General features: G+C 65.7%; 15 protein-coding genes. 11 read left to right on the top strand and 4 right to left on the bottom strand.

The window, feature by feature from the left end:
• Window positions 1-75 precede the first annotated feature (75 nt).
• Together IE100_RS03580 and IE100_RS03575 are read left to right on the top strand one after the other, a co-directional pair.
• The gene (locus tag IE100_RS03580; RefSeq protein WP_189372775.1) at window positions 76-2,340 is read left to right on the top strand and encodes a heavy metal translocating P-type ATPase; all 2,265 of its coding nucleotides are present in this window, start codon (window positions 76-78) and stop codon (window positions 2,338-2,340) included.
• Window positions 2,337-2,798 carry a methyltransferase family protein gene (locus IE100_RS03575; protein WP_229800209.1) on the top strand — a complete coding sequence of 154 codons (462 nt, stop codon included), beginning with the start codon at window positions 2,337-2,339 and terminating at the stop codon, window positions 2,796-2,798. The genes IE100_RS03580 and IE100_RS03575 overlap by 4 nt, the downstream gene beginning before the upstream one ends.
• A 116-nt stretch (window positions 2,799-2,914) precedes the next feature.
• Here the strand turns inward: IE100_RS03575 and IE100_RS03570 are convergent, their stop codons facing one another.
• On the bottom strand, window positions 2,915-4,684 hold the full coding sequence (locus IE100_RS03570; protein ID WP_189372774.1) for an ABC transporter ATP-binding protein: 1,770 nt from the start codon (window positions 4,682-4,684) through the stop codon (window positions 2,915-2,917).
• A 79-nt stretch (window positions 4,685-4,763) separates the two neighbouring features.
• Here IE100_RS03570 and IE100_RS03565 point away from each other — a divergent pair, with 79 nt between their 5' ends.
• The 3 genes from IE100_RS03565 to IE100_RS03555 all read left to right on the top strand — a co-directional run bounded on the left by IE100_RS03565 (window position 4,764) and on the right by IE100_RS03555 (window position 6,595).
• A complete protein-coding gene (locus IE100_RS03565; RefSeq protein WP_189354752.1) occupies window positions 4,764-5,246 on the top strand; it encodes an acyl-CoA thioesterase in 483 nt (160 codons plus the stop codon).
• Window positions 5,243-5,689, top strand: coding sequence for a GNAT family N-acetyltransferase (locus IE100_RS03560; protein ID WP_189372773.1), 447 nt, complete (start codon window positions 5,243-5,245; stop codon window positions 5,687-5,689). Before IE100_RS03565 ends, IE100_RS03560 begins: the two co-directional genes overlap by 4 nt.
• Window positions 5,690-5,770: 81 nt before the next feature.
• Window positions 5,771-6,595, top strand: coding sequence for a segregation and condensation protein A (locus IE100_RS03555; RefSeq protein ID WP_189372772.1), 825 nt, complete (start codon window positions 5,771-5,773; stop codon window positions 6,593-6,595).
• Window positions 6,596-6,670: 75 nt separating this feature from the next.
• Here the strand turns inward: IE100_RS03555 and IE100_RS03550 are convergent, their stop codons facing one another.
• The gene (locus IE100_RS03550; protein WP_189372771.1) at window positions 6,671-7,486 is read right to left on the bottom strand and encodes a hypothetical protein; all 816 of its coding nucleotides are present in this window, start codon (window positions 7,484-7,486) and stop codon (window positions 6,671-6,673) included.
• Between the two features lie 455 nt (window positions 7,487-7,941).
• Here IE100_RS03550 and IE100_RS03545 point away from each other — a divergent pair, with 455 nt between their 5' ends.
• The 4 genes from IE100_RS03545 (at window position 7,942) to greB (ending at window position 10,993) form a co-directional block, all read left to right on the top strand.
• Complete coding sequence (locus IE100_RS03545; protein ID WP_189372770.1) at window positions 7,942-8,262, top strand: YnfA family protein; 321 nt, start codon at window positions 7,942-7,944, stop codon at window positions 8,260-8,262.
• A gap of 77 nt (window positions 8,263-8,339) precedes the next feature.
• Complete coding sequence (gene scpB / locus IE100_RS03540; protein WP_120810590.1) at window positions 8,340-8,963, top strand: SMC-Scp complex subunit ScpB; 624 nt, start codon at window positions 8,340-8,342, stop codon at window positions 8,961-8,963.
• 179 nt (window positions 8,964-9,142) lie between these two features.
• The gene (locus IE100_RS03535) at window positions 9,143-10,369 is read left to right on the top strand and encodes a pseudouridine synthase (RefSeq protein ID WP_444545883.1); all 1,227 of its coding nucleotides are present in this window, start codon (window positions 9,143-9,145) and stop codon (window positions 10,367-10,369) included.
• A gap of 66 nt (window positions 10,370-10,435) precedes the next feature.
• Window positions 10,436-10,993 carry a transcription elongation factor GreB gene (greB, locus tag IE100_RS03530; RefSeq protein ID WP_189352919.1) on the top strand — a complete coding sequence of 186 codons (558 nt, stop codon included), beginning with the start codon at window positions 10,436-10,438 and terminating at the stop codon, window positions 10,991-10,993.
• Window positions 10,994-11,039: 46 nt separating this feature from the next.
• Here the strand turns inward: greB and IE100_RS03525 are convergent, their stop codons facing one another.
• Entirely contained in the window at window positions 11,040-11,456 is a 417-nt protein-coding gene (locus tag IE100_RS03525; RefSeq protein WP_120810591.1) for a MarR family winged helix-turn-helix transcriptional regulator, read from the bottom strand.
• 118 nt (window positions 11,457-11,574) lie between these two features.
• On the opposite strand from IE100_RS03525, the gene IE100_RS03520 reads away from it, so the two are divergent.
• Together IE100_RS03520 and IE100_RS03515 are read left to right on the top strand one after the other, a co-directional pair.
• Entirely contained in the window at window positions 11,575-12,726 is a 1,152-nt protein-coding gene (locus tag IE100_RS03520; RefSeq protein ID WP_189372768.1) for an aminotransferase-like domain-containing protein, read from the top strand.
• 26 nt (window positions 12,727-12,752) lie between these two features.
• On the top strand, window positions 12,753-13,184 hold the full coding sequence (locus tag IE100_RS03515) for a GNAT family N-acetyltransferase (protein ID WP_189372767.1): 432 nt from the start codon (window positions 12,753-12,755) through the stop codon (window positions 13,182-13,184).
• Window positions 13,185-13,263: 79 nt separating this feature from the next.
• On the opposite strand, the gene cysB is transcribed toward IE100_RS03515, so the two are convergent.
• The gene (gene cysB / locus IE100_RS03510; RefSeq protein ID WP_189372766.1) at window positions 13,264-14,202 is read right to left on the bottom strand and encodes an HTH-type transcriptional regulator CysB; all 939 of its coding nucleotides are present in this window, start codon (window positions 14,200-14,202) and stop codon (window positions 13,264-13,266) included.
• Window positions 14,203-14,253: the final 51 nt, after the last annotated feature.

Raw genomic sequence — 14,253 nt, 5'->3', positions numbered from 1 at the left:
GCTCATCAATTCGTGCTTGACCCTATAGTAGCTACAGGGTGTGCAATACAGCAACGAAACCTGCGGGAGCCCGCCATGTCCTCTTGTTGCAAGCATCAACACGCCGCCACTGCAGCCCCGGCCTGCGCCACGGCGGAACACGCCGGCCACGATCATGCCGATCACACGGGCCACGCCCATGGCGAGACGCCGCCGCCGGTCAATGCTGCCGGTGCCCGCCTGCAGCTGGCGATCCCGGCGATGGACTGCCCGACCGAGGGCCAGCTGGTCGCCAAGGTGCTGCGCCCGCTGGCCGGCGTCAACGACCTGTCCTTCAACTACATCGAGCGCACGGTGACGCTGTACCACGACGGCGTGGCGGAGACCGAGGTGCTGGTCGCGCTGTCCGCGATCGGCATGCCCGCCACGCTGCACGCGAGTACTGCCCCAGCCGTCACCACCACACATGGCCAGGCCGGCTGGCCGCTGTGGCTGGCCGGGGCTCTGGCGGTGCTGGCCGAGGCGCTGGCCTTCGGCGGCGCCGGCGACGCCAGCCTGCCGGTGGTGGCCTGCGCGGTGCCGTCCATGCTGCTGGCCGGGCGCAGCACCGCGCGCAAGGGCTGGTTCGCGCTGAAGACGGCGACGCTGAACATCTACTTCCTGATGAGCGTGGCGGTGCTCGGCGCGATGCTGCTGGGGCAGTGGCCGGAAGCGGCGATGGTGCTGTTCCTGTTCGCCTTGTCGGAAAGGCTGGAGGCGCGGGCGCTGGCGCGCGCCGGCGACGCGGTGAAGGCGCTGATGGCGCTGCGTCCGGAAACCGCCTGGCTGCAGCAGGGCGACGGCTGGCAGGAAGTGGCGGTGGCCACGGTCAAGGTTGGCCGCATCGTGCGCGTGCGTCCCGGCGAGCGGGTGCCGCTGGACGGCGAGATCCTCAGCGGCCACAGCCAGTTCAACGAGGCGCCGATCACCGGCGAGAGCCTGCCGCTGGACAAGGGGCCGGGCGACGCGGTGTACGCCGGCGCCATCAACGGCGGCGCGCTGGTGCAGCTGCGCGTCACCGCGCCGGCCGACGGCAGCGTGCTGGCGCGCATCATCCGCAGCGTGCGCGAGGCGCAGGCCGGCAAGGCGCCGACGCAGCGCTTCATCGACCGCTTCGCCGCGCGCTACACGCCGCTGGTGGTGGGGCTGGCCGTGCTGCTGGCGGTGGCGCTGCCGGCGCTGGGGCTGATGGGCTGGCAGGCGGCGCTGTATCAGGCGCTGGTGCTGCTGGTGATCGCCTGCCCCTGCGCGCTGGTGATCGCCTCCCCGGTGACGCTGGTGTCGGCGCTGGCCGCCGCCGCGCGCCACGGCATGCTGATCAAGGGCGGCGCCGCGCTGGAGGCCGCCGCGCGCGTCCGCACCGTCGCGCTGGACAAGACCGGCACCCTTACCAGCGGCACGGTGGCGGTGACGCGCGTCGAGCCGTTGGCCGACGGCCACGACGAGGCAACGGTGCTGGCGCTGGCGGCGGCGCTGGAGCAGCACTCCACCCATCCGCTGGCGCGGGCGGTGTGCCGGCGCGCGGCTGCGGCCAACGTTGCCGCTGCCGTGCTGCACGGCGCGGTGACGGAGCGGCCGGGGCAGGGCATGCTGGGCCGTATCGACGGCCGGCAACTGGCGCTGGGCAACCGCCGCCTGGCGCTGGCGCAGGGCGTGGCGGCGGCGCGGCTGGACGCGCTGCTGGCACCGCTGGAGGCGCAGGGCGAGGGCTATCTGCTGTTGCTGCTGGACGGCGAACTGCTGGCGCTGCTGCACGTCAACGACACGCTGCGGCCGCTGGCCGGGCACACCATGGCCGCGCTGCAGGCGCAGGGCTTGCGCGTGCTGATGCTGTCCGGCGACCAGCCGGCGGTGGTGCGCCGCGTCGCCGCCGAACTGAAGCTGGACGAGGCCCACGGCGGCCTGTTGCCGGACGACAAGCTGCAAAGCTTGGCCGCGGCGCAGCGCCACGGCGCGGTGGCGATGGTCGGCGACGGCGTCAACGACGCGCCGGCGCTGGCGCAGGCCGAGCTGGGGGTCGCGATGGGCGCGGCCGGATCGGACACCGCGCTGGAGACGGCGCAGGTGGCGCTGATGGACGACAGGCTGGAGAAGCTGCCCTTGCTGTTCGCCCACGCGCGGCGCAGCATGGCGGTGCTGCGCGCCAATATCGCGATCGCGCTGGCGATCAAGCTGCTGTTCTTCGTGCTGGCGCTGGCCGGGGTGGCCACGCTGTGGATGGCGGTGTTCGCCGATGTCGGCGCCAGCCTGCTGGTGATCGGCAACGGCCTGCGCCTGGCGCGGGCGCGGCTGGGCGATGAAAACAGAAAGGAGGCAACATGATGCGCTGGCTGGAGTGCCGTATCCCGCCGCCACTGGTGGGCCTGACGTGCGCCGCGCTGATGGCGGCGCTGACGTGGTGGCGCGGCGGCTGGCCGCCGCCGCCGGCGGTGCAATGGCCGCTGTGGCTGCTGGCCGGGCTGGCCGTGCTGCTGGACGGCGGCGCGGTGCTGGCCTTCGTGCGCCGGCACACCACCGTCAACCCGCTGACGCCGCAGCGCAGCAGCGTGCTGGTGGTCAGCGGTTTCTACCGCCTCAGCCGCAACCCGATGTATCTGGGCATGCTGTGCCTGTTGCTGGCCTGGGCGTGGTGGCTGCAGCCGTGGCCGGCGCTGCTGGGGCCGCTGCTGTTCGTGCTGTGGCTGAACCGCTTCCAGATCGCACCGGAGGAGCGCGCGCTGCTGGCGCTGTTCGGCGAGGACTACGCCGCCTATTGCCGCCGCGTGCGGCGCTGGTGCTAGCCGCTTGCGGCCAACGTTGGCCGCAAGCGGCGGCACATAAAGTAAACAGCCCGGCAAACGCCGGGCTGTTTTCATCTAACAGGCCGCCGGATAGAGAGCCGGCCGCGATACGGCAGCTAGGCGACCTCGGCGCTGCGCTCGCCGGTCTGCAGCCGCCACAGCGCGGCGTAGCTGCCGTCCTGCGCCAGCAGCGTATCGTGGGTGCCGGATTCGATCAGGCGGCCGTGCTCCATCACGTGGATGCAGTGCGCGTGGCGCACGGTGGACAGGCGGTGCGCGATCACCACCGTGGTGCGGCCGCGCGACACCACGTCCAGCGAGCGCTGGATGGCGGCCTCGGTCTCGTTGTCCACCGCGCTGGTGGCCTCGTCCAGGATCAGGATCTTCGGGTCTTTCAGGATCGCGCGCGCCAGCGCCAGCCGCTGGCGCTGGCCGCCGGACAGCTTCTGGCCGCGCTCGCCGATCGGCGTGTCGTAGCCCTGCGGCAGGCGCTCGATGAACTCGTGCGCCTCGGCGGCGCGCGCGGCGGCGACGATGGCGTCGCGGCCAAGCTCCGGCATGCCGTAGGCGATGTTCTGCGCCACGCTGCCGTCGGTCAGGAACACGTCCTGGCTGACGTAGCCGATGGCGCGGCGCAGGTCGGTCAGCGCCAGCTGGCGGATGTCCTGGCCGTCGAGGCGGATCTCGCCGTGCTGCGCGTCGTAGAAGCGCAGCAGCAGCTTGACCAGCGTGCTCTTGCCGGAGCCGGTGGCGCCGACGAAGGCCACCGTGCGTCCCGGCGGGATGGTCAGCGAGATGTCGTGCAGCACGGTGAGATCGCCGTAGCCGAAGGACAGGTGGCTGAAGCTCAGCTGGCCGCTGACGCTGTCGTGCGGCAGCGCACGGCCGTGGTAGTCGATGGACAGCGGCGCCTGCAGCACGTCCAGCACGCGGTCGACGGCGGTCATCGAGCGCTGGTACAGGTCGGCGATGTCGGCGAGGCCGGTCAGCGGCCACAGCAGGCGCTGGGTCAGGAACACCAGCACCGAGTAGCTGCCGACGCCGATGGCGCCGCTGAGCGCCAGGTGGCCGCCGTACACCAGCGTCACCACGAAGCCGGACAGGATGGCCATGCGGATCACCGGGATGATGGCCGACGACAGGCGGATGGCGGCGGCGTTGGTGGCGCGGTAGTGTTCGCTGGCGTCGCGGATGTGCGCCGCCTCGAACGCCTCGGCGGTGAACGCCTTGATGGTGGCGACGCCGAGCAGGTTGTTGTTGAGGCGGCCGCTGATCACCGCCGCCGCCTCGCGCACCGCCGCGTAGCGCGGCGCGATGCGCTTCTGGAACCAGAAGGTGCCGTACAGGATCAGCGGGATCGGCGCCAGCGCGATCATCGCCAGCGTCGGCGCCAGGTAGAAGAACACCGCGCTGACCATCACCGTCGAGCACAGCACCTGGATGATGCTGTTGGCGCCGCCGTTGAGGAAGCGCTCCAGCTGGTTGATGTCGTCGTTCAGCACCGCCATCAGCTTGCCGGTGCTCTTGTCCTCGAAGTAGGACAGCGGCAGCTTCTGCACGTGCTGGTAGGCGTCCAGCCGCAGCTCGTGCTGCAGGTTCTGCGCCAGATTGCGCCAGCGCAGCTGGTACAGGTACTCGAACAGCGACTCGCCGCCCCAGATCAGCACCGTCAGCAGGCCCAGCCACAGCAGCTGGCTGAAGGCATCGGTCACGCCCAGCGCCGCCAGGAACGACGCCTCGCGGTTGACCACCACGTCCACCGCTACGCCGATCAGCACCTCGGGCAGGATGTCGAAGAACTTGTTGACCACGGAAAAGCAGCTGGCCAGGTACACGTCGCGGCGATAGCGGCGCGCGTACTGGAACAATCGGGACAGGGATGACATGATGGCGACGGCACAGACAAGAGGGCGGGCAACGATTGTACGCTGCCGTGCCGCAAAAATGCATAAAGGATAGGACAGAATGCTTGAACACACTGTAAACCAGCGCGAACTCACCATGTCGGTGCTGATGACGCCGGACATGGCCAATTTTTCCGGCAACGTGCACGGCGGCGTGCTGCTGAAACTGCTGGACCAGGTCGCCTACGCCTGCGCCAGCCGCTACGCCGGCTGCTACGTGGTCACGCTGTCGGTGGACCAGGTGCTGTTCAAGCAGCCTATCCACGTCGGCGAGATGGTGACCTTCCTCGCCAGCGTCAACCACGTTGGCCGCACCTCGATGGAGGTCGGCATCAAGGTGATCGCCGAGGACATCCAGAAGCGCAGCGTGCGCCACACCAACAGCTGCTACTTCACCATGGTGGCCTTCGACAACGGCAAGGCGATGCCGGTGCCGGCGCTGTCGCTGGACAGCGATACCCACAAGAAGCGCTTCCGCGAGGCGGAAATCCGCAAGAAGATGCGCATGGAAGCGGAACAGCACATGCAGGCCGCCGCCGAGTGACTCACGGCGGCGCGCTGCAGCCCTTGCTGGCCGGCGAGCAGCAGGCCGCCTACGCGCTGTACCGCAACGCGATGATGCCCGGCCTGCGCCGCGTCGCACGCTGGGACGAGGCACTGCAACGGCAGCGCTTCGCCACCAGCCAGCAGGCGGCGTCGCTGTTCTGGTTCCAGCAGGGCGACGCCAGGCAGGCGCTGCTCAGCCTGCGCCGCGACAATGCCGGCCTGATCGTCGACCTGCTGGTGGTGCCGCCGGCGCAGCAGCGCAGCGGTTGTGGCCGGCGCGCGATGCAGCTGGTGCAGGCGCTGTGCCGCCCCGGCGAGCAGGTGCGGCTGAGCTGTTTGCGCCGCGACCGCCGCGTGCGCGCCTTCTATGCCGCGCTCGGTTACCGCATCGCGCACGCCGGCACCGATTTCCTCGACCTGGTGTGGCAGGCGCCGGCCTGAACCGTTGCGGCCAACCTTGTTCCGCTCTCGCACCGCTGGCCGTACAATGCCCCCCTTGCCGCCCACCCGCTTCCCCCGACCATGACCGAACCGCTTGCCGACTTCCAGCTCACCGCGCCCGAACTGCCGCCGGCGCTGCCGATCGCGCACGTGTTCGGCCAGCCGGTACTGGAAATCCCGCAGGACCTGTTCATCCCGCCCGACGCGCTGCAGGTGATCCTGGACAGCTTCGAAGGCCCGCTCGACCTGCTGCTGTACCTGATCCGCAAGCAGAACCTCGACGTGCTCAACATCCCGCTGGCCGAGGTCACCGCGCAGTACATGAGCTATGTCGAGGTGATGAAGGCCGGCCAGTTCGAGCTGGCGGCGGAATACCTGCTGATGGCGGCGCTGCTGATCGAGATCAAGTCGCGGCTGCTGCTGCCGCGGCCGCCGGTGGAAGGCGAGGACGACCCGGACGACCCGCGTGCCGAGCTGGTGCGCCGGCTGCTGGAGTACGAACAGATGAAGCTGGCGGCACTGGCGCTGGACAAGCTGCCGCAGGCCGACCGCGACTTCGCCTGGCTGGCGGTGCTGGTGGAGCAGTCCGCCGAACAGCGGCTGCCGGAAGTCAGCGCACTGGACCTGCGCCAGGCGTGGCTGTCCATCCTGTCGCGCGCCAAGCACAACCGCCACCACAAGGTGAAGCAGGACGAGCTGTCGGTGCGCGAGCAGATGAGCTGGATCGTGCGCTACCTCGACGGTCGCGACTATGTGGCCTTCGAGGAGCTGTTCGACATCGGCAAGGGCGTCGCCCACCTGGTGGTCAACTTCATCGCGGTGCTGGAGCTGGTGAAGGAGGGCATGGTCAGGGTCAGCCAGGACGAACCGTACCAGCCTATCTATGTGCGCTTGGCGGTTGTGTAGGGGGAGGATAGCTAACGTGGAGTTGAGGCGCCTGCGCTGTTTTTTGCGCAGGTCGCCTTGAACGAAAGGTTATTGCTATACGGTGAGATCGGGAAGTTGGCGAGGGTTTGAGGTAGGAAGCAAATGACCACTGCGGTTGTATTCCACAAATGGGAAGGCTGATTTGTTCGAAAGAGCTTTTACCTCCGCAGTGACAGTCCGCACCATTTCGTCTTGGACTGCTTTATGCACCTTGAACATTTCTTCGTCAGCTTCCTTGATAGTTTTACTAAGCGCTTCTAGAGCAGTGCCTAGTACAGGGAGCTTTGAGAGTTCGCCCCACATATAGTTGTTCAGGAAACTCAGCAGAAACTCCCACGCACTGTTAAGCGAAAAGTATGAGCCGTCCTTGCACTTCCGAATAGTGGCAATTACTTTCGCAAGTGCCCTAAGCATACTGACACTGTCGACCTCACCACTAGCTTCAATCTCTTCTAGAAGTCGGATAATTTCGTCGAACAGCTCGGGGAGGCGGCTACCTTTTTTGTAGTGTTCGAAGATCGAGTCAAAATCAAATGCTGCCTCAGCTACGTGGTCAAACTGCCAGCGATGGAGATCAAGCTGAGCCTTAATATTCACAAAGTTGGTGATAAAGTCCTTCGCTCTCCAATTTCCGGCAGTGAATTGGGAAATGTAGTTAATCGTGTCGTTGAGCCATCCTGGAACATCGGATCGCGAAAGAATGGTGCGCAGATCGGTTGCAACTCGCAAAGCTTTTTCGGCTGATGATTTTTTCGTCGCTGGATCATCACCGGCAAGATCACGAAGCAGAGTGTTTGCAGCCGCCTTCAGCTCTGAATCTTTTTCTTGAACCAGACGAACGAATAGCTGGACGCTTTGGTTTGTTGTCATAAATCACTACCTGTTGTGCGGAGTTCAAACGTGAAAGGTACACATACCCAGTGTGTATAACGTATTGGATGGTGTGCCTAACGGCACTTTGTCATGTGGAGTATTCTGCCTTATCAAGGCCGTGCGGCTTAGTCTCTCAGCAAGGGCTCGTGATAATGAGGCGTCTGTTCAGTGGCAAGCCACCTGCATGAATAATTAGCTGTTCATGATAATGGCAAATTTCATTCGGGCAAATTGTTCTGGCTTGCCGGTTTGTCTGCCATCAAGCCTTGCGGCCAACCTTTGGGCGTTCGAGTCGTCCCGATACGCCACCCCATACGCTGTGGCATCATGCCGCCCCATCGCAAGCGACGTCGTAGGCAAACAAGGTTGGCCGCAAGCACAGCGCCATACCGGCCGTAGCAACGGCTTGCCATCGCTCCCGCAATCAACAAGACACCAGTAAAGGACACCCCATGCACACTCTCGGCTTGTTCGTGCTGACGGCATTGGCCGAGATCGTCGGCTGCTATCTGCCGTGGCTGTGGCTGAAAAAGGGCGGTTCGCCGTGGTTGCTGCTGCCGGCGGCGATGAGTCTCGCGCTGTTCGCCTGGCTGCTGACGCTGCATCCGGACGCGTCGGGGCGCATCTATGCCGCGTACGGCGGGGTTTATGTCAGCGTGGCGCTGGTGTGGCTGTGGGCGGTGGATGGCGTGTGGCCAACGTTGTGGGATGTGGCCGGGGTCGGGCTGTGCCTGGCCGGTATGGCGGTGATCGTGCTGGCGCCGCGCTCGTGAATAAATGCGCGGTTTGGCAAAAAATCGTGTAAAATCCGCACCTTCCGTTCTGTTGTGCCCGTTGTTCCGGGGCTGTCATGTCGACCATTACCGACCTTAATTACCTCAAGATCGTGCTGGAAACCGCGCTGTTGACGGCGCAGGAGCCGCTCACCGTCGGCCAGCTGAAAAAGCTGTTCACCGAAGACGTGAAGGCGGCGCTGATCAATGACATCCTCGACGAGATCCGGCAGAACTGGAAGGGCAGGGGCGTGGAGCTGGTCAAGCTCGCCTCCGGCTGGCGCTTTCGGGCGCGCGCCGAGTTCACGCCCTACCTTGCGCGACTGACGCCGGAAAAACCGCCGCGTTATTCGCGTGCCGTGATGGAAACACTGGCCATCATTGCCTATAAACAGCCGGTTACCCGCGGGGATATCGAATCCATCCGCGGTGTGTCGGTGTCCACCAGTGTGATGCAGACCCTGCTGGAGCGGGGCTGGATCGAAGTGATCGGGCATAAGGACGTGCCCGGCCGTCCCGGGCTGTACGCCAGCACCCACAAGTTTCTCGATGATCTGGGTTTCAACACCCTGCGTGACCTGCCGCCGCTGGCGGAGCTGGGCACGCTGGTGTTGCCGGAGCAGCTTGCGGCCAACGTGGATGAGGACGGTGAAGTGCCCCTCGCTGATGAGGCGCCCCAAAATACTGAACAGGAATCATGATGTCTAAAGGACAACGCAATCACGCGCGCCAACCCGTCGCCCGCGTCCGTGGCCAGGAATCCGGCCAATCCCGCAACCCGGCCTTCGGCGGCAAACCGCTGCAACCGAAGGCGCCGGCCAGCTTCAACGCGCGTCCGGCACCTGCCGCGGCGCCAAGCGGCAAGCCGCAGCCGAAAACCGTGCTGAAAACCCGCCGTGACGGCAGCACCTATCCCGCCGATGCCCGCACCGTGGCCCCGGCCGCGCAGAGCCGCCGCGACGCGACCGCGCCCGATAGCCGCCGCGCACCCGCCACCAGCCGCCGTGACGGCAAGCCGCTGGACCCGGATACCCGTCCGGCCACCCGCCGCGATGGCCAGGCCTTCCACCAGGACGACCGCCGCACTGCCGGCCGTGGCGAGGCCGCGTTCAAGCACGAGCGCCAGTTCGGCAACAAGAATTTCGCGGTTCCGGGCGGCGCGCCGTCGCCGGACGGCCGCGGCAGCAACGAGTTCGGCAAGGCGCGCCGCGAGGCGCCGGCGGCGAAGGTGCCGCGTGCCAAGAAACTGGCGCTGCGCGCGCCGAAGCAGGAGATCGCCGAGCGCTCCGCCCGTCTGCGCGAAACCCGCGTCGACTACAGCAATATCGAGCCGGTACGCCTGCAGAAGGCGCTGGCCGCCTCCGGCGTCGGCTCCCGTCGCGAGATGGAAGAGTGGATCGAGGCCGGCTTCATCACCGTCAACGGCAAGAAGGCGGAGCTGGGCGACAAGGTCGGCCCGCAGGACCGCGTGACCGCCAAGGGCAACCCGATCAAGCTGAAGTGGGCCGACCGCCTGCCGCGCGTGATCATGTACCACAAGCAGGAAGGCGAGATCGTGTCGCGTGACGACCCGGGCGGCCGCATCACCGTGTTCGACCGCCTGCCGCAGGCCAAGTCCAGCCGCTGGGTGGCGATTGGCCGTCTCGACGTCAACACCTCCGGCCTGCTGCTGGTGACCACCAGCGGCGAACTGGCCAACCGCATGATGCACCCGAGCTTCGAGTTCGACCGCGAGTACGCGGTGCGTGTGCTGGGCGAGCTGACCCGCGAGCAGATGAAGGAAATGACTTCCGGCATCGAACTGGAAGACGGCACCGCCCACTTCCAGCGCATCAGCGAGCAGGGCGGCGCCGACGAGGGCGCCAACCGCTGGTACAAGGTGGTGATCCGCGAAGGCCGCAACCGCGAAGTGCGCCGCATGTTCGAGCACTTCGGCATCACCGTCAGCCGCCTGATCCGCGTCCGTTTCGGCAATATCGGCTTGCCACCGCGCCTCAAGCGCGGTCAGTATTACGAGCTGAACGAGGCCGAAGTGGCCGCGGTGATGAAGTGGGCCGGGCTGACCGCCACCGGCCAGATCAAGGTACGCGGCGGCGACGCCAAGTAAGCCTGCTGCCGGCCAGCAACGCCTCCTGCTCCGGCCGGGGGCGTTTTTTCATTCCGGGATGTATACATGAGCAAAGCCTTTACCCGCGAGCAGGACGACGAACACGACGACGAGCTGCCGGCGGAACAGCGGCTGCCGGCCGCGAGCAAGAACTACATCACGCCGGCGGGCTGGCACCGCCTGCGCGAGGAGCTGAACCAGCTGGTCAAGCACGAGCGCCCGCACATGACGCAGGTGGTGAACTGGGCGGCCAGCAACGGCGACCGCTCGGAGAACGGCGACTACCTGTACGGCAAGCGCCGCCTGCGCGAGATCGACCGTCGCATCCGTTTCCTCACCAAGCGGCTGGAAATCGCCGAGGTGGTCGATCCGGAGCTGCGCGAGGCCACCGACCAGGTGTTCTTCTCGGCCACGGTGCTGATCCAGCGCGGCCACGGCGGTGAGCAGCTGCTGCGCATCGTCGGCGTCGACGAGATCGACCTGGCGCGTGGCCACATCAGCTGGATTTCGCCGATCGCGCGCACGCTGATCAAGGCGCGCGAGGGCGACACGGTGTTCTTCCGTGGTCCGGACGGCGAGGAGGAAATCGAGATTCTGGAGGTGCGCTACGAGCGCATAGCCTGAGGGGCGGGGAGGGGGCGCTTGCGGCCAACGTTGGCCGCAGCGCATGTCAGCTGCGCGGGATGTCGGACTTGCTGAGCAGGCTCATCGCCTGGTTGACCTTGAGCCAGCCTTCGGTGGCGTCCTGGCCGGCCTCGGCGAATGCCTGCATCAGCAGGCGCGCCTGTTCGCGGTGCAGCGCCTCTTCCAGCTTGCGGCCTTCCTCGGTCAGGCGCAGCTCCTTCACCCGCTTGTCGTGGCTGGCGGTGTCGGTGGCGATCAGCCCCATCTCGATCAGCTGCCGCAGCGGGATGTTGATCGCCTGTTTGGTGACGTCGAGACAGGCCAGCAGGTCCTTGATCGACAGCGCGGGATACAGTGCCACGAAGAACAGGATGCGGTGATGCACCCGCGCCAGGCCGCGCCGCGCCAGCATTTCGTCCGGCTTGTCGGTAAAGGCCTGGTAGGCATGAAAAAACGCCTTCATGGCGTCGCGCAAAACAAAGGAATCTGGCAAGGAAATCATGGTTGACGTAAAGGTCATTAAGCGTTAAGTTGGTCAAACAATTTGACTAATAAAAACCTGTCTTCCAGAGGAGAGTACCATGTTTTCAGAGCGCGTCGAACGCCTGTCCGGTTCCCTGATCCGCGAGATCCTGGCCGCGGCACAACGTCCGGAAGTGATCTCGTTTGCCGGTGGCCTGCCGGCCGCCGATTGCCTGCCGGCACTGGATTTCAAGGGCGTACCGCCAGCCCTGGCGCAGTACGGCACCAGCGAGGGCGAACCGGAGCTGCGCGAGCAGATCGCACGTGAAGTTGGCCGCATCGGCCTGCAGTGCGACCCGTCGCAGGTGCTGGTGCTGTCCGGCTCGCAGCAGGCGCTGGACCTGGCCGCCAAGCTGTTCATCGATCCGGGCACACCGATCATCACCGAAGGCCCGACCTATCTCGCGGCGCTGCAGGTATTCAAGCTGTTCGGTGCCGACATCACCACCGTGCAGCAGGTCGACGGCCAGCTGCCGGCGGCCACGCTGGCCGCGGCACTGGACAGCAGCAAGGCCCGCCTTGCCTACCTGATCCCGACCTTCCAGAACCCGTCCGGCGCCTGTTACACACCGGACACGCGCAAGGCGCTGGCCGAGGTCATCGACGCCGCCGGCACCGTGCTGATCGAGGACGACCCGTACCGCGCGCTGTCCTACGACGGCGACGCGCCGGCCCCGCTGGTCACCCACCTGAAGTCGGCGTCGTGGATCTACTGCGGCTCCTTCTCCAAGACGCTGGCACCGGGCCTGCGCATCGGCTACCTGATCGCCTCGCCGGACCTGATGCCCTACCTGCTGAAGCTGAAGCAGGCGGTGGACCTGCACTCCAATCGTCTGGGCCAGTGGTTCATCAGCGAATGGCTGAAGAGCGGCAACTACCCCGCGCATCTGGCCGGGCTGCAGGCCAAGTACAAGGTTGGCCGCGACGCGATGCAGGCCGCGCTGGAGAAGCACTTTGCCGATCTCGCCGACTGGCAGGTGCCGCAGGGCGGCCTGTTCTTCTGGCTGAAGCTGAAAACCACGCGCGACACCCGCGAGCTGCTGAAGGTGGCGCTGGGCGAGCACAACGTGGCGTTCATGCCCGGCGAGCCGTTCTACGCCAACCAGGCCGACGGCATCGGCCGCCTGCGCCTGAACTTCAGCCACGCCACGCCGGCGCGCATCGAGGAAGGTGTCGCCCGTCTCGCCAAGCTGATCCGCGACACGCAGTAAACCATCGCACGGCGGAAGAGCGAGTTATGTACGAATTGATCGTTGAACAGCAGCCGGATACGGATTTGCTTGATCTGCTGGAGCAAAAGATCGACGAGTTCAATGCTGAACACTGGGAAGTGAAACAACGCTTTCCGCTGGCTGTGAGTGTCAAGGACGAAGCGGGGGCATTACTCGCCGGTGCAGCCGGGCGTACTTTTGGCAAGTGGCTGCTGCTGGATAATCTATGGGTGTCGCCGGAATTGCGGGGGCAGCGGATGGGGCAGCAGCTCTTGCTGAAGCTGGAAGAGGCCGCGTGCGAGCGGGGATGTGAATTCGTGCTGCTGGATACGCTGGGTTTTCAGGCGCGGCCGTTTTACGAGAGCAACGGCTACCAGATGCAGTGGACGCAAGCACAGTACCCTAGCACCGGCTGCAAGTATTTCATGACGAAATCATTGCTGGATGTGTCAGCCTGAGCGGATTTTGCCAAAGGTTGGCCACAATGCAAAAGCACCTGTCGCGACAGGTGCTTTTTATTTGCGGCCAACCTTGTGTTTATTCCTCGTCATCGCCGTGGTGCAGCGCGGCGTCCACTTCCTTGCGGTGCAGGTGCGGCGCGAACAGCTCGATGAAGGTGTAGGCGTAGCCGCGCAGGTAGGCGTCCTTGCGCAGCCCGATCTTGGTCACCGAGGCGTCGAACAGGTGGCTGGCATCGCGCGCCTGCAGTCCGATGTCGCGCTCGGCCTCGAAGGCCATGCTGGCGATGATGCCGATGCCGAGGCCGAGCTTGACGTAGGTCTTGATCACGTCGGTGTCGATCGCGGTCAGCACCACGTTCGGCGTCTTGCCGATGCTGCTGAAAGCCTGGTTGATCTTGGAGCGGCCGGCAAAGGCGAAGTCGTAGGTGATGATCGGATGGGCGACGATGTCTTCCAGCGTCAGCGGTCGCTGCAGCGCCAATAGCGGGTGGCCGTCCGGTGCCACGATGCTGCGGTTCCACTCGTAGCAGGGCAGCATCGCCAGTTCCTTGTACAGCGAGATGCCTTCGGTGGCGATGGCGAGGTCGGCCTCGCCGGACACCACCATGTCGCAGATCTGCGTCGGGCTGCCCTGTTTGATCGACAGCCGTACCTTCGGGTAGCGCTGCACGAATTCGGCGATCACCTTGGGCAGCGCGTAGCGGGCCTGGGTGTGGGTGGTGGCGATGGTGAGCGCGCCTTCGGCTTCCTTGGAGAATTCGTCGCCGACGCGCTTGAGGTTCTGCGCCTCGCGCAGGATGCGCTCCGAGATGCGCAGCACTTCCTTGCCCGGCTCCGACACCGCGACCACGCGCTTGCCGTTGCGGATGAACACCTGGATGCCGAGCTCGTCTTCCAGCAGGCGGATCTGCTTGGAGATGCCCGGCTGCGAGGTGTGCAGCTTTTCCGCCGCTTCGGACACGTTCAGGCCCTGCTTGGCCACTTCGACCAGATAGCGTAACTGCTGGAGTTTCATCGTGCGCTCCTTAAAACCTAAAGTAATTAAATACTAACACAATATTCTTTT

This window comes from Vogesella alkaliphila, assembly GCF_014652475.1.
Lineage (GTDB): Bacteria > Pseudomonadota > Gammaproteobacteria > Burkholderiales > Chromobacteriaceae > Vogesella > Vogesella alkaliphila.
The sequence above is the reverse complement of the archived record's forward strand: the minus strand, read 5'-3'. Positions and strand labels throughout refer to the sequence as shown.

Coding starts and splice junctions, on each gene's coding strand:
- IE100_RS03525 (WP_120810591.1), bottom strand. CDS start 11,456: ATGAAGGCGTTTTTTCATGCCTACCAGGCCTTTACCGACAAGCCGGAC.
- IE100_RS03580 (WP_189372775.1), top strand. CDS start 76: ATGTCCTCTTGTTGCAAGCATCAACACGCCGCCACTGCAGCCCCGGCC.
- IE100_RS03570 (WP_189372774.1), bottom strand. CDS start 4,684: ATGTCATCCCTGTCCCGATTGTTCCAGTACGCGCGCCGCTATCGCCGC.
- IE100_RS03565 (WP_189354752.1), top strand. CDS start 4,764: ATGCTTGAACACACTGTAAACCAGCGCGAACTCACCATGTCGGTGCTG.
- scpB (WP_120810590.1), top strand. CDS start 8,340: ATGTCGACCATTACCGACCTTAATTACCTCAAGATCGTGCTGGAAACC.
- greB (WP_189352919.1), top strand. CDS start 10,436: ATGAGCAAAGCCTTTACCCGCGAGCAGGACGACGAACACGACGACGAG.
- IE100_RS03515 (WP_189372767.1), top strand. CDS start 12,753: ATGTACGAATTGATCGTTGAACAGCAGCCGGATACGGATTTGCTTGAT.
- IE100_RS03550 (WP_189372771.1), bottom strand. CDS start 7,486: ATGACAACAAACCAAAGCGTCCAGCTATTCGTTCGTCTGGTTCAAGAA.
- IE100_RS03555 (WP_189372772.1), top strand. CDS start 5,771: ATGACCGAACCGCTTGCCGACTTCCAGCTCACCGCGCCCGAACTGCCG.
- IE100_RS03520 (WP_189372768.1), top strand. CDS start 11,575: ATGTTTTCAGAGCGCGTCGAACGCCTGTCCGGTTCCCTGATCCGCGAG.
- IE100_RS03545 (WP_189372770.1), top strand. CDS start 7,942: ATGCACACTCTCGGCTTGTTCGTGCTGACGGCATTGGCCGAGATCGTC.
- IE100_RS03575 (WP_229800209.1), top strand. CDS start 2,337: ATGATGCGCTGGCTGGAGTGCCGTATCCCGCCGCCACTGGTGGGCCTG.
- cysB (WP_189372766.1), bottom strand. CDS start 14,202: ATGAAACTCCAGCAGTTACGCTATCTGGTCGAAGTGGCCAAGCAGGGC.